Source organism: Ensifer adhaerens (assembly GCF_020035535.1).
In the GTDB taxonomy this organism is placed as follows: Bacteria; Pseudomonadota; Alphaproteobacteria; order Rhizobiales; family Rhizobiaceae; genus Ensifer.
Genome location: NZ_CP083350.1, coordinates 752,835 through 773,316 on the forward strand (window position 1 = coordinate 752,835; position 20,482 = coordinate 773,316).

Here is a 20,482-nt window from a genome sequence, read left to right on the forward strand (position 1 = left end):
CGGCATTTGATCGGCGGTGCCAAACTACCCTCGATGACGGCGCGATGACCTGTATTCCGGCGCTCCGGCCGCGCGATGCAGGCATCGACAAAAACGAGGAGATTGAACGCCATGAACAAGACAGTCGAGAATGCAACCGGCCAGCCCGCCATGCCGAAGCCGCAGGTGGTTCCGCAACAGGCCTGGGAAGAGGCGCGCCAGAGCCTGCTTGTCAGGGAAAAGGCACACACGCATGCCCGCGATGCGCTCGCTGCCGAGCGCCGGCGCATGCCATGGATGGCCGTCACGAAGGAATATGTCTTCGAAGGGCCTGCGGGTAGGGAGAGCCTGCTGGATCTTTTTGCCGGCCGGCACCAGTTGATCGTCTATCGCGCTTTCTACGAACCGGGCGTCCATGGCTGGCCCGAGAACGCTTGCCGCGGCTGCTCCATGGTCGCCGACCAGGTCGCGCATCTCTCCCACCTCAATGCCCGCGACACCACGCTGGTCTTCACTTCGCGCGCGCCGCAAGCGGACATCGCGCGGTTGAAGGCGCGCATGGGCTGGACGATGCCGTGGTACACCATCACTGACAGCTTCGACCTCGATTTCGGTGTCGACGAGTGGCACGGCCACAACGTGTTCTTCCGCGACGGCGACAGGCTGTTCCGGACCTACTTCATCAACAACCGTGGTGACGAACAGATGGGCGGCACCTGGAACTATCTCGACATCACGCCGCTCGGCCGGCAGGAAGTCTGGGAAGACTCTCCGGAAGGCTATCCCCAGACCCCGACCTACAAGTGGTGGAACTGGAACGACAGCTATGTCGAAGGCGCTGCACCCGATCAGCGCTGGGTCGAGGTCTCGGACGCCGGCGAGGCAGCGATGCGAAGCCAGGACGCGAGCTCGGCGCGATGAGCGCGAGCCTCTCTGTCGGCGCACGGGACCTTCCCCGGACGGCAGCACGGAGGGTGGCCGACGGGCTCGCCCTTGCGGCCGCGCCGACCTTCGCGCTGATGGCGATCCTGGTCGGCGCAGGCGGCGCGGACGTCGGGCAGATGCTATGCGCCGGCGAACAGGGACTGCAGATCGGCGGGATGACGGTGATGTACATGCTGATGAGCGTCTTCCACCTGACCCCATGGCTGCGGCTCATCCAGAGCGGCAAGCGCGAAGCAGCCTGAGGGCACCGGAGCATATCCCCTGGCAAAGCATCTGATCGGCCCTACTTGAAGGCGAAGTGGGGCCGATCTTGTGGACACTCAAAAGGTGTGGAAACGACCGGGACCGTATGTCCCTGACACCGGCGAATGGGCATGCTGCTGATTCGGAGAGGTCGTGACCTCTTCGGATTGAAGCAGGGAACGGTTCAGCAAGGCCGATCCGGCCGTCCACCAACAGCATTGTCTGTAACGGCTGCCGGGGCCTCGCCTGAGAACGGTCTCGATGGACGTATTGATCGAATCGGGGAACGAACGTGAGTGTTGCCACACCTCAGCCGACGCCAAAGGGTTTCAAGGTGCACCTGGTGCCAGCGCTGGTCGGCGCCTTCCTCTGCGTCGCTGCCGTTGCGTCGTCATTCTTCTATTTCGCTGGCCCCCGAAGCGCTCCGTCGGAAGTGGCCGCGGTCGAACCGTCGACAGATGCAGGCGCTTCCCCGGACAGCCCGCCAGCTTTCGAGATCCTCTATAGCAACGGCGATCAGGGGCTGATGGTGTACGAGGGCTACGTCTATGTCGTGCGACTCGGCGACAAGTTGCCGAACGGCCGCCGCATGATCGGTTTCCAAAAACGGGACGGAAACTGGAACGCGGTGACGCTTTGAGGCCTTCTGCCGGTCGCGCGTTGTGGATGTTAACTGTTTGTTAACGCTCGCTTGCGAGGCAGGAAGAACCCCCATTTAGCCACGGTTGCTACCCAGGGCGAACTGGCGCAACTCTTTGTTAAAGAGTCGTGAATCAGTGCTTTGGATGGTGCAGAATGATTAACAAGAAGCTACAGGATGAGCTGGTCGAACTCGATGTGAGCCCTGCGCTTGAGAGCCGGTCGGTCATGAGCGAGCGAGCGGTCCAGGGTATCCCGCTGGCGATCGAGGCAATCATAGGTCGCGCCAGGCTGACCGTCTCTCAGATCTCGAAACTCCATCCCGATGACACGATCCATCTCGACCGCAATTTCGGCGATCCGGTCGAGCTCAAAGTCAATGGCATGGTCATCGGCCGAGGCGAGATCGTCTACGACGAATCCAGCAACGCCGTCGGCATCAAGATCATCGAGATAACGCCGATCGCGCAGCGCTAGTTGCGGCTTTGCGCGTTCCATGTTGGGGACCCCGAGAAGTCCTTCCCGACTTGGCTGGTGGTCCGATATCGAGGCGGCTCGCCGCCAATTGCCTGTGGAACAGCAACCAGAACGCGCAAGGGTTAATCTGTTGTTAGGAAATACCGAACAATTTTAGCCGCACAGGCAAAGCCTATCCTCTTTTAATACCCGCCCGATTGCCTTCCTTCGGTGTGCCGCCTGGCAGACCGATCCCTTGGCTTCGGTTGGCTTAGATCTGGATGCGTTCGGAATGACATTGATCTCTCTCGCCGTCCGGCTGAAAAGCCGGGCCCATTTTTCCCTGAAACGAAACGTCAGTGGCAAAAGCGGAGCGGTCGTCGGCACCACCCTGGGCCGCAGAACACAGGCCAGGCAACGGCTCGGCATCATCATCGCCGGCTTTGCCGTGATCTTTCTGGTGATCGTGGGCCGCCTGATCCAGTACGGACTGGAAAAACCGGTCGATACCGCGTGGATCAACGCCACCAACCATGCCGTCGCCTCTCGCCCAGACATCATCGACCGGCATGGAGAGCTGCTCGCCACCGACGTCAACATGGTGTCGCTCTATGCCGAGCCGCGGAAGATCGTGGATGCGGACGAAGTCGTCGAGAAGCTCGCGACCGTCATCCCCAATCTCGATTGGCGCGACACGCACCGGAAGCTTCGCTCCGGCACCGCCTTCCAATGGTTGAGACGGCAGCTCACGCCGCGCCAGCAGGCGGACATCCTGGCGCTTGGCATTCCCGGCATCGGCTTCCGGCCGGAGAAGCGGCGCTTCTATCCGGGCGGCTCGACGGCATCGCATATCCTCGGGCACGTCAACGTCGACAATCAGGGCCTGCAGGGCATGGAGCGCTACATCGATCAGCAGGGCCTTGCCGATCTCCGCGCGGCGGGATTAACCGGCAACACCCCGCTCGAGCCGGTCAGGCTTTCGATCGATCTTCGCGTCCAGAGCATCGTCCGGGAAGCGGTTGCGCGCGCCATGATCGACTATCAGGCAGAAGCCGCCGGCGCCGTCGTTCTGGATGTGGAGACCGGTGAAGTCGTCGCGATGGCTTCGGTGCCCGACTACGATCCGAACCAGCCTTCGCGGACACTGCCAGACGGCAAGGTCGACAAGGAATACGAAAAGGGCTGGTTTAACCGGATGAGCAATGCGACGTTCGAGATGGGCTCGACGTTCAAGAGCTTCACGCTGGCGATGGGCCTGGACGCCGGCAAGATCAGCCTCAACTCCGTGGTCGACGCATCGCGACCTATCCGCATGGGCGGCTTCACCATCAAGGATTTTCGCGGCAAGTATCGCCCCCTCACCATTCCCGAGGTCTTTCAGTATTCCTCCAATATCGGAACCGCCGCCGTGGCGGACATGGTCGGCATCGAGGGACACCAGGCCTTTCTCACCAAGCTCGGGCTTCTTTCCAAGATGGAAACCGAGCTGCCGGGCGCAGCAACGCCGACGCAGCCGCGCAGCTGGAAGAAGATCAATTCGGTGACCATATCCTTCGGGCACGGCGTAGCGACCACACCGCTGCAAACCGCCGTCGCCGCTGCCGCTCTCCTGAACGGTGGCAACCTGATTTCTCCGACATTCCTTCCGAGATCCGCTGAGACGGCGAAGGCACAGGCGCAGCAAGTGCTGCAGGCGACGACGAGCGCCGACATGCGCTATCTTTACAACCGCAACGGCCAGGTGGGCTCCGGCCGCCACGCCCAGGTGCCCGGCTTCCATGTGGGCGGCAAGACCGGAACCGCCGACAAGGTCATCAACGGTCGATACGCCACGAACCTCAACTTCAACGCATTTCTCGCCGGCTTCCCCATGGATAACCCACGCTACATCGTTCTTTCGATCGTGGATGCGCCGCTGACGGGCGAAAGAGGGGGGCGTCAGGCAGCCCATACCGCTGCTCCGGTCGTGAGGGAAATCATCAGCCGCGCCGGCTCCTTCCTCGGTGTCCAGCCGCGCTTCGGGCCTGAACGCGAGCCGCACCTCGTTGCGGATTTCTGAGAGCCGCTTGCTGGACGTGAGCCTCGTCGGCTGGGCCGGAACAACGCGACATCACTGCACTTGGCTTCACGTCCCGGCGACGTTATGTCGTAGCAACACGATCCGGTACGGGAGGAGCCTTGCATGCTGATCGATGGAAAAGTCTTTATCGTGACCGGTGGCGGTTCGGGCCTTGGCGCTGCCGTCGCCCGGCGGCTGCATGGCGGGGGTGCCCGCGTGGTCCTTGCCGACGTCAACGCCGCGGCCGGCCAGAAGATGGCCGAGGAACTCGGCAGCAACGCCCTCTTCCAGAAGACGGATGTCACCAATGAAGCGGATGGCGCCGCCGCCGTTGCCGCAGCGCTGGCTCGCTTCGGTCATCTCCATGTACTGGTGAACTGTGCCGGCATCGCGCCCGGCGAAAAGGTGCTCGGCCGCGACGGCCCGCATCGGCTGGAGAGCTTTTCGCGCGCGGTCGGTATCAACCTGATCGGCACCTTCAACATGCTGCGGCTTGCCTCCGAGGCGATCCAGCGGGAGGAGCCGGGCGAGGACGGCGAGCGCGGCGTCATCGTCAACACGGCATCCGTTGCAGCCTTCGACGGCCAGATCGGCCAGGCCGCCTATGCTGCATCCAAGGGCGGCGTCGTCTCGATGACCTTGCCGATTGCGCGTGAACTCGCGCGCCATGGCATCCGCGTCGTCGCCATTGCGCCTGGCATCTTCGAAACGCCGATGATGGCCGGCATGCCGCAGGACGTGCAGGATTCGCTCGGCAAGAGCGTGCCCTTCCCGCAGCGCCTCGGCAAACCGGACGAGTTTGCGGCACTCGTGCAGCACATCTGTGAGAACCGCATGTTGAACGGGGAAGTCATCCGCCTCGACGGTGCCCTGCGTATGGGCGCACGCTAACGGGAACAGATTTGACGCTGCGCCGGCCTTCGGCCCGGCGCTGCGTCAGCCCTTGTCGCGGCGGTTCAGGCGGCGCGATCCACCAGCCTGACGATATAGGCGCAGCGGCGCGCGCCGGCGAGAATGTGCTCGGCGCGCTCGACCTCGACACCGGGGCCGAGCACCGCGCGGAACACGCTCAACTCCGCCCGACAGAAGCCCTGGCAACTGGTCGCGGCGGCACAGATCGGACAATGGTTCTCGACGAACAGCAGCGTACCGTCGCCGGGATCCTCGCAGGCCGCCATATAGCCTTCCTGTGACCGTAGCCGCACCAACTCGTCTACCCGTTCACGCAGGCCCGCCTTCTCCGCCATCGCCGCGCTGTAGTTTTGCCGGGTCTCGTCCTCTCGCGCTGCAATCAGCCGGTCGATCGCCCCCTCGCCCAGCGTCTGCCGGATCGTCCGCAAGAGCTGGACGGTAAGCTCCGCATGCGTATCGGGGAACTCCGCATGGCCGGCTGCAGTCAGCCCCCAGAATTGCGAGGGACGACCGACACCTTTCGCCTCCGACCATGAGACGACGAAGCCATCTTCGGCAAGGCGGACAAGCTGCTGGCGCACGGCCTCACCGGTGATCGTCAGACGTTTGCCGAGCGCAGCCGCCGTCTGCGGGCCATGCAGCTTGAGCGCCAGCCTGATGCGCTCGCCCGGCGTGCGGCCGCTGCTTTGCTCTAGATTTAACAAGGGATCGCTTGACATATTCTCGCGCGCCGATTTATAAAGAATTGTCTTGCTAAATACACTCTCCTCCGTTCGCAGACAAGTGATCCGTCGAGAGTGTCCCGCCCGCAAAGGAATTGATCATGGCCTTCGAACTTCCCGCCCTTCCCTATGCTCCCGGTGCGCTCGCCGTAAACGGCATGAGCGCCGAGACGATCGAGTTCCATCACGGCAAGCATCACCAGGCCTATGTCACGGCCCTGAACGGTTTCGTCGAGAAAGACGCATCGCTCGCCGGCCTGTCGCTGGAGGAGATCATCCGCCTCAGCCACGGCAAGGCGGAACTGGCCCCGGTCTTCAACAATGCCGGCCAGCACTGGAACCACATCCTGTTCTGGAACAACCTTTCACCGAAGGGCGGCCAGATCCCCGGCGCGCTCGAAAAGAAGATCACCGAAGACTTCGGCAGCGTCGCCAGCTTCAAGGATGCCTTCAAGGCGGCCGCAACCGGCCAGTTCGGCTCGGGCTGGGCCTGGCTCGTGCTCGGCACCGACGGTAAGCTCAAGGTGACGAAGACCGCCAACGGCTCCAATCCGGTTGCCACCAACGAAGGCAAGGCGCTGCTCGGTCTCGATGTCTGGGAACACGCCTATTACATCGACTACCGCAACCGCCGGCCAGACTACACGTCGAACTTCCTCGACAAGCTTGCCAACTACGAGTTCGCCGAAGCGGAATTGAAGTCCGCCTGACAGACCGCCGAGCGCCGCGACGCCGGACCGGCTTGCGGATCGGTTGGCAGAGAATTTGCAGCAGCCCCCTCGCCCCCGCCTGAGCCTGGGCTTCTGCAGACCCCGTGGCGTCTCCCCGCCGCCACGGGTTATCCTCAGTTGGAACAAGACCCATGCGCCAGACACCTCCGCTTTCCGTCGAGATCGACGCCCACGCCGACATGGCCGTGTCGAAACCGGAGTTCGCCAACACGCTGTCGCATCTCGCCGCCACGGTCTGCGTGGCAAGCGCCGGCAAGGGCGCCGAAAGTCTCGGCCGCACGGTGACGGCCACCTTCTCGCTTTCCGCCAACCCGCCGTCGATCGTCGTTTCGATCAGGGCGGACAGTCCTCTTGCCGCGCTGATTGCCGCAGAACAGGGGTTCTCGCTTGCCATGCTGGCAGAGGGACAGGACCTGATCGCGGATGCTTTCGCCGGCAAGATCGAAGCGTCCAAGCGTTACCTCATCGGCGTATGGGCCGACTGGCCGAGCGGACGGCCAAGGCTTCTGGGAGCCGCCGCTGCGCTCGACTGCCTGCTCACCGCCTCGATCGAGGTCGGCGACCACATGCTGTTCGTCGGAACAATTGTCGCAACCGAGACTTCCACCCATGCCGACCCCTTGATCTGGAACCGCCTGCGATATCAGTCTCTCGACAGGGCGAGATCGTTGCCGACGCAGCTGAGCAACGGGCATGCGACCATCGTCCCAAGCAAACCTGCGGCCTGATCGGTCGATCGCTTAGGAGGACGCAATGCGGCAAGTGCTCGAAAAGCTCTTACAGGACGGCAGGGATGACGCCCTGTTGCGTTTCACGCTCGGCAGCATCTGCCTTCAGGAGGCCGATCTCGATACCGCTCTTGCCCATACCGAGCGGGCAATCGTCTTCGACCCGGACTATTCGGCAGCCTGGAAGCTGCGCGGCGCAATCCTGCACAAGCTCGGCCGTCACCAGGAGGCCATCCAGGTCTGGCGCGAGGGGCGAGCAGTTGCGGAGCGGAAGGGCGATCTGCAGGCGGCAAAGGAAATCGGCGTCTTCCTGAAACGACTGGAGCGGCAATGCGCGGCTGCCAACGGAAACGAATAGCGCGCCCACCGCAAGCGTAGTTCGGGCCCGGCAGAGAGACCGAGCCCGGAAGCAGCGCGAAGGTTCAACTCACCGAAAGACCGAGGGCAGCCACAGCGACAGGGCCGGAATGTAGGTCACCGCCAACAGCACCGCGATGCTGGCACCGAAGAAAGGCCAGATGGTGCGCATCGCCTCGCGAATGGAAATCCCGCCGACGGCGCAGCCGACGAAGAGCACCGTTCCCACCGGTGGTGTGTTGAGGCCGATGCCGGCATTGAGGATCATCACCACCCCGAAATGCACGGGATCGATGCCGAAGGCCTTGACCACGGGAAGAAGCACGGGCGTGCAGATGATCACCATCGGCGCCATGTCCATGAAGGTGCCAAGGAACAGCAGGATGATGTTGATCACGAGCAACACGATGATCGGGTTTTCCGAGATCGCGCCGATCGCGCTGATCATCAGCGCCTGCACCTGCAGGAACGCCATCAACCAACCGAAGGACGCCGCCATGCCGATGACCAGCAGCACCATGGCAGTGGTCCGCACCGCCCCCATCACCGCCTCGATAAAGCCTGCCCAGTCCAGCTCGCGATAGACGAGCATGGCGACCAGGAAGGCGTAGAGCACCGCAATGCAGGAGCTTTCGGTGGCTGTGAAGACACCGGAGCGCACGCCGCCGAAGATGATGCCGATCAGGACGATGCCGGGGAAGGATGCGAGCAGGTAGTAGAAGACCTTCGCGAAGCCAGGAAACGGCTCGGCCGGGTAGCCCCTGCGTCTTGCAACGATATAGGCGGTCACCATCAGCGACAGCGCGAGTAGCAGTCCCGGAATAATGCCGGCGGTGAAGAGGTCGGCGACGGAGACATTGCCGCCGGCTGCGATCGAATAGAGGATCATGTTGTGCGACGGCGGGATCATCAGCGCGATGATCGCTGCGTTGACCGTGACGTTGACGGCATAGTCGCGGTCATAGCCGCGCTTTGCCATCTGCGGGATCATCAGACCGCCGACCGCCGAGGCGTCCGCCACCGCCGAACCGGAAATGCCGCCGAAGAGCGTCGAGGCGACGATGTTGACCTGGCCGAGACCGCCGCGCAGATGGCCGACGAGGCCGGCGGCAAACTGGATCAGCCGATTGGCGATGCCGCCACGCACCATCAGGTCGCCGGCGAAAATGAAGAACGGGATCGCCATCATGGCGAAGATGTTCATGCCGGAATTCAATTGCTGGAACACCACCACCGGCGGCAGGCCGAGATAGAGCACGGTGGCAAACGACGCGATGCCCAGGCAGAAGGCGATCGGCATGCCGATGAACATCAGGAGGGTGAAGACCCCGAAAAGGATAGTGTAAGCCATTCAGGCCATCTCCTGCACGACAACGTCTGCGGCGACGTCGACACCCAGAACCAGATCGATGAAACGCTCTGCAGCAAACAGGGCAATCATCAAGCCGCCGACAATGAGCGGAAAGAAGTCGACCCCTCCCGGCCATCCGAGAACGGGGATCGTCGCCGTCCATGTGCCGGCGCACAAAAGCAGCCCGTAATAGGCCATGGATGCGCCGAAGACGACGATCAGGCCAAGGCTCGCCAGATCCATGGCTATCTGCACCGAGGGCTTCATCACATGACGGATGACATCGAGGCCGAGATGCACGCTTTCGCGCACGCCGACGGCGGCACCCAGCATGATGAACCAGGCCATCAGATGAAGGGCCAGGGGTTCAGACCAGCTTGGCGAGTCGTTCAACACGTAGCGGGCAAAGACCTGCCAGCCGACGATCAATGTCATGGCGACCATGCCGGCACCGGCAATGTAGAGCGACGCGCGGCTCAGCGCCCCGAGAAGCGGGCGTACCGCCCGCATGAAACGACGCATGTCTCTTCCTCCTCCGCAAAGGCGATCCGATGAACAGTTGCGAAGGCCGGCTCCAATCCTGGAACCGGCCCCACTGCCGTCACTTGACTGCCTTCACCCGCTCGAGGAGGTCCTTGAGTTTCGGGTCGCTGACGAACTGGTCGTAGACCGGGCCCATGGCGGCGGCGAACTCTTCCTTGTCGACCTTGATGACGTTCGCACCGGCGGCGCGGACCTTTTCTTCTGAGACCTTTTCGCGGGCGCTCCAGAGCTCGCGCATCTTGCCGACGGAGTCCTTGGCCGCCTGGCGAACCAGGGCCTGATCCTCGGGGGAAAGCTTGTCCCAGCTCATCTTGGAAATGACCAGGATTTCAGGGTTGAGCGAATGTTCGGTGAGCGAATAGTTCTTGGCGACCTCGAAATGGCGGGCGGACTCGTAGGACGGCCAGTTGTTCTCGGCGCCATCGACGACCCCGGTCTCAAGCGAAGAGTAGACCTCACCCATCGGCATCGGCGTGGGGTTGGCGCCGAAGGCCTGCATCATGGCGATCCAGAGATCGGATTGCTGCACGCGGATCTTCAGGCCCTTGAGATCGGCCAGTTTTTCGATCGGCTTTTTGGTGGTGTAGAAGGAACGGGCGCCCGAATCGTAGAAAGCCAGGCCGATGAGACCATGGGGCTCGAACGCTGCCAACACCTCGTCGCCGATCGGGCCATCCACCGTCTTGTGCATGTGCTCGGTGGAGCGGAACAGGAACGGCATGCCGAGAACCATCGTCTCCTTGACGAGGTTGTTGAACGGCGCGGCGTTCACACGGTTCATGTCGATGACGCCGAAGCGTGTCTGCTCGATCGTGTCCTTCTCGCCGCCGAGCACGCCATTGTTCATGACCTCGACTTTGATCCGCCCGTTGGTGCGCTCGGAGAGCAGTTGCCCCATGTATTTGACGGCCTCGACCGTCGGGTAGCCGTCCGGATGGATGTCCGCCGAACGCAGGGTGATTTCCTGCGCCTGCGCCGCTGTGCCGGCAAACGCCAGCCCCATGGCGACGCAAAGCATGCTTGCAATTTTCTTCATGTTTTCCTCCTCCTCTAGTCGTGCTTCGGCCTCTCCCAAGACCGAGTTGCTGCCCCTCCGGGCCGGCATTCGAAATCTCCATGTCCTCGGGCCCGACAGGGAGCCTCCCAGCTCCCGTCGCGGGCAGAAATCACGCCGCCGCGAAGGCGGGCAGTTTGAACAGGCGTTCCGGGTTTTCGACGAGGGCCAGATGCCGTGCCCGGTCATCGCCAAGCCAGCCGAGCACCAGTTCGGCGAGCCGCGCGTCATCAGGATAATCTTCCGATTTCCGGATCATGTTGTGCGGCCAGTTCGAGCCCCAGATGATGCGTTCCGGGGCGTGATCCGCGATCCTGCGCGAGAAGGCGGCCACGTCCTCATAGGGCCAACCCGCGCGCGAACTTTCGTAGACACCCGCGAACTTGAACCAGACATTGCCGCGATCGATCAGCTTCAGGAGCGCCACGATCTCGGGTCCATCCGGATCGAGCCCGGCAAAGAACTTGCCGTGATGATCGAACACCCAGCGCGACCGCATACGCTCCAGCCGCGGCAGGTGATCGCGCAGCCTGTTGCCGTCGAACTGCACGGCGATCATCCAGTCCGCAGCATGGGCCCGCGCATCGACCGCCTCCAGCGCATCGAGCCCCACCGCTCCACCCGGCAGGTCCATGATGCGCGCACCGACGGCACCGGCTTCGCCGAGTGCGCGCATGTCCGCATCGGACGTGGTTTCGTCGATGACGACGACGGCACGCGCGGTATCCCCCATCTCGGCCACGCAGGCGAGCGTATTGGCATTGTCCCGCTGGTGGGCGTTGCCCTGGGTGATGATCACCCTGTCGATGCCGAGCCAGGCCATCACCTGGCGATAGGCCAAAGCATCCGGCAACGGTTCGACAGGCAAAGGCGGACCTCCCGGAAGCGAGGGGAAGCCCGGCAGGTACATGTGCATCTGCGTATCGACCGTGCCCTTCGGCAGGCGGGGTTCAGGCGGGCGGCCGGTCAGGATGCGTTCGATCATTTTGCGATCTCGGGCATCTTGAACTGGGCGAGTGCGTCGCGATTGATCTCGATCCCGAGACCGGGTGCGTCGGGGATGGCGACGACGCCGTTGACCGCTTCGATCGGCGTCTTCAACACAGCCTGCCGGAACGGATTGTCGGTGCGATCGAACTCCATGATCGGCTCGATCGGGTTTACCCGCACCGGGTCGGGCGTCATCGCCGCCATGAACTGCAGTGCTGCGGCAAGGTGAACGGCGGTGCCCCAGACATGCGGAACCACCCGAACGCCATGCAGGGTCGCAAGGCTTGCGATCTTCGCCATTTCGGAGAATCCGCCACAACCGCAGAGGTCCGGCTGCACGATATCGACGGCGCGGCTTTCGATCGCCGGCCACATGCCGTAGCGCGTGTGCCAGGTCTCGCCGCCGGCGATCGGTATCGGCTGGCCCGCCCTGACTTCGCGATAGGCGGAAAGCTGTTCCGGAACGACCGGCTCCTCGAACCAGTCGATGTCGTACTCGGCCGCAGCCTTGCCGAGCCGGACCGCCTCCGTAACCGTGTAGCCGTGATTGGCGTCGATCATCAGCCGCATGTCGTCGCCGATCGCCTCACGCACCGCGCGGATGACGCGCAGGTCTTCGTCGACGCCGAAACCGATCTTGATCTTGCAGGCGTGAAAGCCCTGCGCCCGCCGCTCCGCCATCTCCAACGCATTGTCGGAGACGCGATCGACGCCATCGCGCTTGAAGCTGCCGGTGGCGTAGGCGCGAACGCTTTCGCGCCAGCGGCCGCCGAGCAGCATGGAGACCGAGGCGCCGTAGTGTTTGCCCTTGATGTCCCAGAGCGCGATGTCGATGCCGGACAGCGCCGTGATCGTCAGACCGCGCTGCCCCTGATCACGAAGCGCATTGTAGAGGATCGCCCAGAGCTTTTCCGTCTGGCGCGGATCCTGACCGATCAGCCAGGGGGAATAGGCCGCGACCACGGCGGCATTCGGCCGCGCCGGCCCCAGGCATTCGCCCCAGCCGATAGTCCCATCGTCGCATTCGATCTCCACCAGCACATGGGCGCGGCGATCAAAGCGCATGGACGCGCTTTCGAAGGGCACGGCCAGGCGATGTTCGAGGAGGTGGGTGCGGACGGCGACGATCTTCATGGGCTATCCCCCGCGCTCACTTGTGGCGCTTGTTTGCGCCGATCAGCGCGTCGAGCATTGCGACTTCGTCGTCGCTGAGGTCCTTGAGCGGCGCACGGACCGGACCGGCATTGAAACCCTGCAGCCGCACGCCCGCCTTGATCGCCGACACCGCATAGCCCTTGGCGCGGTTGCGGATCGCCATGAACGGATAGAAGAAATCCGTGAGGATGCGCTCGCAGGTGGCGCGGTCGCCGCTGCGAAGGGCGGCGTAGAACTCGTTGGCAAGACCGGGCACGAAGTTGAAGACGGCCGACGAATAGGTGGTGAAGCCGGCGCCGAGATAGGCTTCGGCAAAGAGCTCGGCCGTCGGCATGCCGCCGAGATACATCAGCCGGTCGCCCATCTTGGCGGTGACCTGGCGCACCAGACCGATATCGCCGGTGCCGTCCTTGAAGCCGATCAGGTTCGGGCATTCGTCGCAGAGACGCGCCAGCGTATCGGCCTGCAGCACCGAGTTGTCGCGGTTATAGACCATGACGCCGATGCCGACCGACTGGCAGATCTTCTTCACATGGGCGTAGAGACCTTCCTGCGGCGCATCGATCAGGTAGTGCGGCAGAAGCAGGATGCCGTCGGCGCCGACACGCTCGACCGAGCGGGCGATATCGACCGCCATCTCGGTGCCGTAGCCGCAGCCGGATACGATCGCCGTATCGCCGGCAACATCCTTGGCGGCCCGGACGATGCCGGGGATTTCGTCCGGCTTCAGCGAGAAGAACTCGCCAGTGCCACCGGCGGCAAACAGCACCGGCGCCCTGTAGCCGGCCAGCCATTCGACATGCGCCCGGTAGCTGTCCGGCGCGAAACGGCCCTCGGCATCGAAATGCGTCACCGGGAAGGAAAGGAGGCCTGAACCTAGCGCGGCCTTGATCTCTTCAGGGGTCATTTCGTGGGGGCCTCCCTAAAACTCGACGCGCCTTACTAAGCAAGTCATCACACACATGTCAATATCTCATAATATATGTTGTCATATGACAGATGGATTTGGCTTTCTTCTCGCAAAGACCACGTTGCATGCGGAACGCATCGCCGCAGAATGCAATGCATGGGCGACGCACCGGTATTGCGCGAAAGATGTATTATATGTTAGCCGATATTGTATGACATGCTGAAAAATGCGAGTGGGACGCCCTTTCGCCGGCATGAGGGAGGACAGGCGATGGAACGACTTCTGATCACCGGTGCAGCGGGCCAACTGGGTCGCGTCATGCGTAAAAAGCTCGCGCCACTGGCCAAGACAATCCGTCTGTCTGATCGGGCGCCGCTCGATCCGCCCGCCGAAAACGAAGAATGCGTTCAGTGCGACCTCGCCGATGCCAGCGCCGTCAACAGTCTCGTGGCCGGTTGCGATGCGATCGTGCATCTCGGCGGCATCTCCGTCGAGCGGCCCTTCTCGGAGATTCTCGACGCCAACATCCTCGGCCTCTACAACCTCTACGAGGCGGCTCGCGCCCACCATCAGCCACGCATCCTGTTCGCCAGCACCAACCACACGATCGGCTACTACCCGCAGAGCGAACGGCTCGGCCCAGATGCGCCTTATCGGCCGGACGGACTTTACGGCGTCTCCAAATGCTTCGGCGAAGCGCTTGCCCGGATGTATTTCGACAAGTTCGGCCAGGAGACTGCCCTGCTCCGGATCGGCTCCTGCGTGCCGGAACCGGTCAACTACCGCATGCTCTCCACCTGGCTCTCGCACGACGATTTCGCCTCCCTGACCGAGGCCGTGTTCCGCGCGCCCGTTCTCGGCTGCCCGGTCATCTGGGGCGCGTCGGCCAACGACGCCGGCTGGTGGGACAATTCGCACATCGGATGGCTCGGCTGGCGACCGAAGGACAATGCCGAGGTTTTCCGCGACAAGGTTGCCGCCAATAGCCCGAAACCGCAGCCGAGCGACGCGCTCGTGCGCTATCAGGGCGGCGCTTTCGTCGATGACCCGATCTTCGAGGAATAGGCCTCAAGCCTTGGCAGTGGATTGCGCCGAGGATCGGCAATGGCGTATCCAGAAACGCAAACCAAGTTCGAGAAACGGCCACGCCCATGAGCAACGTCACCGCCCCCGACAACACAACGCCACAAGGCAGGACGCTGGTGGCCAAAATGACGGATGCCCTCAGCGGCCAGATCAGCAGCGGGCACTACAAGCCGGGCGATCGCCTGCCTTCGGAGGCGCAGCTTACCCAGGAGTTCGGCGTGAGCCGCACGGTCGTGCGCGAAGCAATCGCGGCACTGCGCTCCGGCGGGCTGGTCGAAGCGAGGCACGGCATCGGGGTCTTCGTGCTGGAACCGGCTCCGACGGCGGCAATGCCGTTCCACGGCATCGATCTGGCGCGCGTCTCCTCGCTGATAGAAATGCTGGAGCTCAGAACTGCAGTCGAAGGTGACGCGGCCGCACTGGCGGCCCTTCGTCGCTCGCCGGCGCAGGAAGAAAAGATCGTCGAGGCGTTCGACAGCTTCTGCGCGAGCGCCGCCGAAGGACGCCCGACTGCGGAGGCCGATTTCAACTTCCATCTCGCGATCGCCCAGGCGACCAACAACCCGCGCTTCGGCCAATTCCTGCAGATGCTGGGCACGGCGCTCATTCCCCGCCGGGCAGTATCGGAGAGCGGCGAAGAAACCGTGCTGGCGTCAGAGGAGTTGTCGCGACTGATCGCTGAGCACGAGGCCATTCTCGTCGCGATCCAGGACGGCGACGAGGAGCAGGCGCGCAGCGCCATGCGCCAGCATCTCAAGAACAGCCAGGTTCGTTATCGTTCGATGTTGCGCGCGGCGCGCTGAGCAACAGGCGGCCAGCGCCCTCAGGCGCTGCCGAGGCGGCGTATGTTGCTCGCAAGTTCGGCAGCCAGGCGAAGAGCGGCCGCGGTCGCCCCGGCCATCTGCGGCATGATCAGCCATTCGAGCGTCCACGCCGCCCCGGAGCGTTCCTGCTCGTGGACCAGCGCATGATGCATACCGGAGAGCTGGGTCGCATTGAACCGCGCCAATGACACCAGAACCTCGGCCGCGACCGGGTTCTGCTTGTGGGCCATTGCCGAGGAAGCACCGCCACCGGCGAGCTCGATTTCATCGCCCTGCTGCGCCATCAACGCGATATCCTGGCCGAACTTGCCGAGGCTGCCGGTCACCAGCGAAAGCGCATTGGCAAAGTCCGCCACCTCGGAACGCTGGCTATGCCATTGCGGAAAATCGGCGAGCCCCAGTTCTTCTGCAAGCGTCGCACGCACGTCGTCGGCCCGGCCCTCAAGTTTATCGAGCGTCCCGGCAGCGCCTCCGAACTGGACGGCGAAGAGATCGCGGTCCATCGCCTCAAGACGGTCCTTATGGTCGAGCAGCGGCTCGATCCAGCTGCGCAGCCGGTCCGATACCGTGATCGGGATTGCCGCCTGCATCCGGGTCCGCCCCATCAGCGAATGATCGCCCCATTCGCTGTCGCATTCTTCGAGCACCGAGACGACATTGCCGAGGCGGACGGCGAAAAGCTCGGCAACCGCCTTCATCCGCAACATCAGGCTGGTGTCGATGACGTCCTGGCTGGTCGCGCCATAGTGCACATATTCGGCAACCTCACGACCGACGGCAGCGCGCAATTGCCGGACGAGTTCCGGCACGACCACCCCATCCACACCCATGGCGCGCTTGAGCGCGATCACATCGGGCGAGAAAGCACGGCAAGCCTCGGTAATTCGGTCGGCCGCGCTCGCCGGGATGATCCCGTGCACGGCTTCCGCCCGTGCCAGCGCCGCCTCGAAGGCGAGCATCGCGTGGATGTCGGCGGAGGCCGAAAACTCGGCGGCAACCGCCTCATCACCCAGAAGCCCCGAGAGATAAGGATGGTCGAAGGCGGAATAGGTCATGGTTTCCCCGTTTCTGCTTGCCGAACGAAATGCCACCTGCTGCATGAGGGCATCCAAGCCCCCATGTCCAGGCGTGACATTCCTGTTCAGATGTCGAGGAAGACCGTTTCCTTCTCACCCTGCAGGTGAATGTCAAAAACATAATTAGGCGCCGCTCCGGTTGCGACAAGCGTCGCAACGCGATGGCGATGTTCAATCCGCGCGAGGAGCGGATCGAGAGCATTCGCTTCCGTCTCTTCGGGGAAGTACATGCGCGTGTGCAGCCCGATATTGATGCCGCGAGCGACGATCCAGAAGGTGATGTGCGGCGCCATCGGTCGGCCGTCCTTGAACGGTACGCGCCCAGGCTTTACGGTCTCGAAGGCGAAGACGCCGTCTTCGGCGCCGGTCGGACAGCGCCCCCAGCCGGAGAAGTTCGGGTCCGCCGAGCCGCGCATTTCGGTTGGCGAGTTATGGAAACCTGCCGCGTCCGCCTGCCAGATCTCGATGAGCGCGTCCTTCAGCGGCGCACCGGCCCCATCGATCACGCGGCCGGTTATGTTGATACGCTCGCCGAGCGTCTCATCGTTCACCATCCGTGTGCCGAGGTCCGTTTCATAGACGCCGCCAATGCCGCAGAAATTCGGCGTCAGCCCGATATGCACATAGGGACCGGCAGTCTGCGAGGGCGTCTCCTTGAGATATCCAAGTTGCTGCACCATCAGTTGCCCTCCAGCCGGTTCTCGAACAGCGTCGAGCGGCGTCCGCGCAGCACGATGTCGAATTTGTAAGCACGGGCATCGAACGGGATCGTGTTTGCCCAGTCGAGCGGCGCGATCAGTTGTTCGATCGCCTGGCGATCGGGGATCGTGTTGACGATCGGACACTTCCAGATCATCGGGTCACCCTCGAAATACATCTGGGTGATCAGACGCTGCGCAAAACCGTGGCCGAAGACCGAGAAATGAATGTGGGCCGGACGCCAGTCGTTGACGCCATTTGGCCAGGGATAGGGGCCCGGCTTGATCGTACGGAAGCTGTAAAAGCCGTCTTCATCGGTGATCGTGCGGCCGCAGCCGCCGAAGTTCGGGTCGAGCGGCGCGAGATAGCTTTCCTTCTTGTGGCGGTATCGGCCGCCGGCATTGGCCTGCCAGAATTCCAGCAACGCCCCCGGCACCGCGCGCCCGCGCTCGTCGAGTACCCGGCCATGAACGATGATGCGCTCGCCGATGGCGCTTTCGCCCGCCCGCGCGAAATTGTGGATCAGATCGTTGTCGAGTTCGCCGATCATAGAATGACCGAAGACCGGACCGGTGATTTCCGAGATCGTGCCGTCGAGCGACAGGAGCGCCTTCTGCGGCGAGCGCAGCACCGAGGTCTTGTAGCCCGGCGTCAGCGCCGGCGCGTGCCACTCACGGTCGCGCGGGAAGAAGGCGCCGGTCTCCGGCTTTCCGTTCGTTCTGTCGGACATCATCTTCTCCCGTCAGGCCGCCTTGCCGGCATCGATCTCGGCGAACACCTGCTTGGCGATCTTGATCGCGTGGTTGGCCGCCGGCACGCCGGCATAGATCGCCACATGCAGCAGCGCCTCGCAGATATCCTCGCGGCTTGCGCCGGTGTTGGTCGTCGCCCGCACGTGCATGGCCACCTCGTCGTCCTGGCCGAGGGCGGCGAGCAGGGCGATCGTCACGATCGAGCGCTCGCGCTTCGTCCAGGTCGGCCGGGACCAGACATGGCCCCAGGCCGCTTCGGTGATCAACTCCTGAAAGGGGCGATCGAATTCGGTGGAACCCGACTGCGTCCGATCCACGTGATTGTCGCCGAGCACGGCCCGGCGCGTGGCCATGCCCTGGCGATAGCGGTCGGAGGGCGCAGAAGCGTCACTCATGGGTCTTGTCTCCATGCATTGCGATTTCAAAGAAGGCGCGAAGCACCGCGGTCAAGGTTTCAGGGTTTTCGACGCAGGGAATGTGACCGGCATCGCGGATGACTTCGTAGCGGGCTCCCGGGATGAGGCGGGCAGTCGCAAGCACCACATCCGGCGGCGTCGAGCCGTCCTGGTCGCCGACGACACAGAGCGTGGGCACCGCGATGCGGGCGGCGGCCTCGGTGTAATCGGCATCGCGGATGGCGGCGCAGGTGGCGATGTATCCGGTCACCGGCTGGCGCACTAGCATGTTGCGGTAGCCGGCATAGGCGGTGTTTTCTGGCCGGCGGAAGGCCGGGGTGAACCAGCGTTCGAGCACACCGTCGGCGATCCCTTCGATGCCGTGTTCCTCGATGGCAGCGATGCGCGCCGCCCACATCTCGGCCGTACCGATCTTGTGTGCCGTGTCGCAAAGTACCAGCGCACGCACAAGATCGGGCCGGCGCTGGTAGAGCGACTGCGCAATCAACCCGCCGACCGAAAGACCGCAGACGATCGCCTGCTTGACCGAGAGCATATCGAGCAGGCCGGCTAGGTCGTTGGCGTGATCCTCGATCGCGTAAGGGATCGGACCGATATCGGAGAGGCCATGGCCGCGCTTGTCATAGAGGACGATGGCATAATCGCCGGCGAGCCGGACGATAACGTCGCGCCAGATACGAAAATCCGTGCCGAGCGAATTGGCAAAAACCAGCACCGGACGGTCGCCGGTCGCGCCGATCACCTGGTAGTGGATCGTGATGTCGTTGATGCGGGCAAACTGCACGGGCTCTCTCCTCCGCCACCAAATTGGATATTTAATCTGGTTAGGTAAAATGATATTTCATGGCATTTCATTAACTTGAGGGTTATGAATTCCATGATCGACGCCCGGGTCAAGTTTCGCCATCTGCAGACTTTTGTCGAGGTCTCCCGGCAGAAGAGCGTCATGAAGGCGGCCGAACTGCTGCATGTCAGCCAACCGGCCGTAACCAAGACGATCCGCGAGCTCGAAGAGGTACTTGGCGTCGCGGTCTTCGAGCGCGACGGGCGCGGTATCAAGATAACACGTTATGGCGAGGTGTTCCTGCGCCACGCCGGTGCAGCGCTGACGGCCCTGCGGCAGGGGCTCGATTCCGTCTCGCAGGAACGCGACGGCGACGGCGTTCCGGTCAGGGTCGGCGCGCTGCCGACGGTCTCGACACGGATCATGCCGCTCGCCATGACGCTCTTCCTCAAGGAGGATACCGGCGCCCGCATCAAGATCGTCACCGGCGAAAACGCCGTGCTCCTCGAGCAATTGCGCGTCGGCGATCTTGATCTGGTCGTCGGGCGGCTTGCGGCACCGGAGAAAATGACGGGCTTTTCCTTCGAGCACCTCTATTCCGAGCAAGTGGTTTTTGCCGTGCGCGCCGGGCATCCGCTGCTTTCAGGCGCGCATTCCACCTTTGCACGGCTTGCGGATTTCCCGGTGCTGATGCCGACGCGCGCCTCGATCATTCGCCCTTTCGTCGAGCGCTTCCTGATCACCAACGGCATCGCCAGCCTGCCGAACCAGATCGAGACCGTGTCCGACGCCTTTGGCCGCGCCTTCGTCCGGGCGAGCGATGCGATCTGGATCATTTCGGCCGGCGTGGTCGCCAGCGACGTCGACGATGGAACGATCGCCATCCTGCCAATCGACACCAGCGAGACCAAGGGCCCGGTTGGGCTTACCATGCGCGCCGATGCGGCACCGACACTGGCCCTGTCCATCCTGATGCAGACCATTCGCGAGGCGGCCACCGACGTCGCCTCCAAACTCTGAGCCGCATGCCCGGAATTCGCGGCTTTACAAGCCCCGGCCGGCAACCGAGAT

The 20,482-nt window shown here is 63.3% G+C and carries 24 protein-coding genes; 12 read left to right on the forward strand and 12 right to left on the reverse strand.

Annotated elements, in window-relative coordinates:
* Positions 1-111 precede the first annotated feature (111 nt).
* The 6 genes from LAC81_RS23865 to LAC81_RS23890 all read left to right on the forward strand — a co-directional run bounded on the left by LAC81_RS23865 (position 112) and on the right by LAC81_RS23890 (position 5,212).
* Positions 112-900: a DUF899 domain-containing protein gene (locus LAC81_RS23865; protein WP_223729639.1), complete on the forward strand. Its 789-nt coding sequence runs from the start codon at positions 112-114 to the stop codon at positions 898-900.
* A complete protein-coding gene (locus tag LAC81_RS23870) occupies positions 897-1,166 on the forward strand; it encodes a hypothetical protein (protein WP_113538782.1) in 270 nt (89 codons plus the stop codon). The genes LAC81_RS23865 and LAC81_RS23870 overlap by 4 nt, the downstream gene beginning before the upstream one ends.
* Before the next feature lie 293 nt (positions 1,167-1,459).
* Positions 1,460-1,807 carry a hypothetical protein gene (locus LAC81_RS23875; RefSeq protein WP_223729640.1) on the forward strand — a complete coding sequence of 116 codons (348 nt, stop codon included), beginning with the start codon at positions 1,460-1,462 and terminating at the stop codon, positions 1,805-1,807.
* A gap of 155 nt (positions 1,808-1,962) precedes the next feature.
* Positions 1,963-2,283, forward strand: a complete 321-nt coding sequence (locus LAC81_RS23880) for a FliM/FliN family flagellar motor switch protein (protein ID WP_223729641.1) — start codon at positions 1,963-1,965, stop codon at positions 2,281-2,283.
* A 271-nt stretch (positions 2,284-2,554) separates the two neighbouring features.
* On the forward strand, positions 2,555-4,321 hold the full coding sequence (locus tag LAC81_RS23885; protein ID WP_223729642.1) for a peptidoglycan D,D-transpeptidase FtsI family protein: 1,767 nt from the start codon (positions 2,555-2,557) through the stop codon (positions 4,319-4,321).
* Between the two features lie 123 nt (positions 4,322-4,444).
* Positions 4,445-5,212 carry a 3-hydroxyacyl-CoA dehydrogenase gene (locus tag LAC81_RS23890; RefSeq protein WP_223729643.1) on the forward strand — a complete coding sequence of 256 codons (768 nt, stop codon included), beginning with the start codon at positions 4,445-4,447 and terminating at the stop codon, positions 5,210-5,212.
* A gap of 65 nt (positions 5,213-5,277) precedes the next feature.
* Here the strand turns inward: LAC81_RS23890 and LAC81_RS23895 are convergent, their stop codons facing one another.
* On the reverse strand, positions 5,278-5,952 hold the full coding sequence (locus LAC81_RS23895; RefSeq protein ID WP_223729644.1) for a helix-turn-helix transcriptional regulator: 675 nt from the start codon (positions 5,950-5,952) through the stop codon (positions 5,278-5,280).
* Between the two features lie 104 nt (positions 5,953-6,056).
* Here LAC81_RS23895 and LAC81_RS23900 point away from each other — a divergent pair, with 104 nt between their 5' ends.
* The 3 genes from LAC81_RS23900 (at position 6,057) to LAC81_RS23910 (ending at position 7,772) form a co-directional block, all read left to right on the forward strand.
* Positions 6,057-6,665 (forward strand): superoxide dismutase, encoded by a 609-nt coding sequence (locus LAC81_RS23900; RefSeq protein ID WP_223729645.1) that lies wholly within the window; start codon positions 6,057-6,059, stop codon positions 6,663-6,665.
* Between the two features lie 152 nt (positions 6,666-6,817).
* Positions 6,818-7,414: a flavin reductase family protein gene (locus LAC81_RS23905; protein WP_223729646.1), complete on the forward strand. Its 597-nt coding sequence runs from the start codon at positions 6,818-6,820 to the stop codon at positions 7,412-7,414.
* Between the two features lie 25 nt (positions 7,415-7,439).
* Entirely contained in the window at positions 7,440-7,772 is a 333-nt protein-coding gene (locus tag LAC81_RS23910; RefSeq protein WP_223729647.1) for a tetratricopeptide repeat protein, read from the forward strand.
* Positions 7,773-7,841: 69 nt separating this feature from the next.
* On the opposite strand, the gene LAC81_RS23915 is transcribed toward LAC81_RS23910, so the two are convergent.
* From LAC81_RS23915 to kdgD, 6 genes are all read right to left on the reverse strand, one after another.
* Positions 7,842-9,122 (reverse strand): TRAP transporter large permease, encoded by a 1,281-nt coding sequence (locus LAC81_RS23915; protein ID WP_223729648.1) that lies wholly within the window; start codon positions 9,120-9,122, stop codon positions 7,842-7,844.
* Positions 9,123-9,644 (reverse strand): TRAP transporter small permease, encoded by a 522-nt coding sequence (locus LAC81_RS23920; RefSeq protein WP_223729649.1) that lies wholly within the window; start codon positions 9,642-9,644, stop codon positions 9,123-9,125.
* 79 nt (positions 9,645-9,723) lie between these two features.
* Positions 9,724-10,701, reverse strand: coding sequence for a TRAP transporter substrate-binding protein (locus tag LAC81_RS23925; RefSeq protein WP_113538791.1), 978 nt, complete (start codon positions 10,699-10,701; stop codon positions 9,724-9,726).
* 130 nt (positions 10,702-10,831) lie between these two features.
* A complete protein-coding gene (locus LAC81_RS23930; protein ID WP_223729650.1) occupies positions 10,832-11,704 on the reverse strand; it encodes an amidohydrolase family protein in 873 nt (290 codons plus the stop codon).
* Positions 11,701-12,843: a mandelate racemase/muconate lactonizing enzyme family protein gene (locus LAC81_RS23935; protein ID WP_223729651.1), complete on the reverse strand. Its 1,143-nt coding sequence runs from the start codon at positions 12,841-12,843 to the stop codon at positions 11,701-11,703. Before LAC81_RS23935 ends, LAC81_RS23930 begins: the two co-directional genes overlap by 4 nt.
* A gap of 16 nt (positions 12,844-12,859) precedes the next feature.
* Positions 12,860-13,771 (reverse strand): 5-dehydro-4-deoxyglucarate dehydratase, encoded by a 912-nt coding sequence (gene kdgD, locus LAC81_RS23940; protein ID WP_223729652.1) that lies wholly within the window; start codon positions 13,769-13,771, stop codon positions 12,860-12,862.
* A gap of 273 nt (positions 13,772-14,044) precedes the next feature.
* On the opposite strand from kdgD, the gene LAC81_RS23945 reads away from it, so the two are divergent.
* Both LAC81_RS23945 and LAC81_RS23950 read left to right on the forward strand, forming a co-directional pair.
* Positions 14,045-14,839 (forward strand): NAD-dependent epimerase/dehydratase family protein, encoded by a 795-nt coding sequence (locus LAC81_RS23945; protein WP_223729653.1) that lies wholly within the window; start codon positions 14,045-14,047, stop codon positions 14,837-14,839.
* 86 nt (positions 14,840-14,925) lie between these two features.
* Positions 14,926-15,663: a FadR/GntR family transcriptional regulator gene (locus tag LAC81_RS23950; protein ID WP_223729654.1), complete on the forward strand. Its 738-nt coding sequence runs from the start codon at positions 14,926-14,928 to the stop codon at positions 15,661-15,663.
* 20 nt (positions 15,664-15,683) lie between these two features.
* On the opposite strand, the gene LAC81_RS23955 is transcribed toward LAC81_RS23950, so the two are convergent.
* The 5 genes from LAC81_RS23955 to pcaD form a co-directional block, all read right to left on the reverse strand.
* Complete coding sequence (locus tag LAC81_RS23955) at positions 15,684-16,739, reverse strand: 3-carboxy-cis,cis-muconate cycloisomerase (RefSeq protein WP_223729655.1); 1,056 nt, start codon at positions 16,737-16,739, stop codon at positions 15,684-15,686.
* An 86-nt stretch (positions 16,740-16,825) separates the two neighbouring features.
* Entirely contained in the window at positions 16,826-17,440 is a 615-nt protein-coding gene (gene pcaG, locus LAC81_RS23960; RefSeq protein WP_223729656.1) for a protocatechuate 3,4-dioxygenase subunit alpha, read from the reverse strand.
* Entirely contained in the window at positions 17,440-18,189 is a 750-nt protein-coding gene (pcaH, locus tag LAC81_RS23965) for a protocatechuate 3,4-dioxygenase subunit beta (protein ID WP_223729657.1), read from the reverse strand. The genes pcaG and pcaH overlap by 1 nt, the downstream gene beginning before the upstream one ends.
* A 12-nt stretch (positions 18,190-18,201) precedes the next feature.
* Positions 18,202-18,606, reverse strand: a complete 405-nt coding sequence (gene pcaC / locus LAC81_RS23970) for a 4-carboxymuconolactone decarboxylase (RefSeq protein WP_113539561.1) — start codon at positions 18,604-18,606, stop codon at positions 18,202-18,204.
* A complete protein-coding gene (gene pcaD / locus LAC81_RS23975; RefSeq protein ID WP_223729658.1) occupies positions 18,599-19,411 on the reverse strand; it encodes a 3-oxoadipate enol-lactonase in 813 nt (270 codons plus the stop codon). The genes pcaC and pcaD overlap by 8 nt, the downstream gene beginning before the upstream one ends.
* Positions 19,412-19,504: 93 nt before the next feature.
* Here pcaD and pcaQ point away from each other — a divergent pair, with 93 nt between their 5' ends.
* Positions 19,505-20,431, forward strand: coding sequence for a pca operon transcription factor PcaQ (pcaQ, locus tag LAC81_RS23980; RefSeq protein WP_223729659.1), 927 nt, complete (start codon positions 19,505-19,507; stop codon positions 20,429-20,431).
* Positions 20,432-20,482 lie beyond the last annotated feature (51 nt).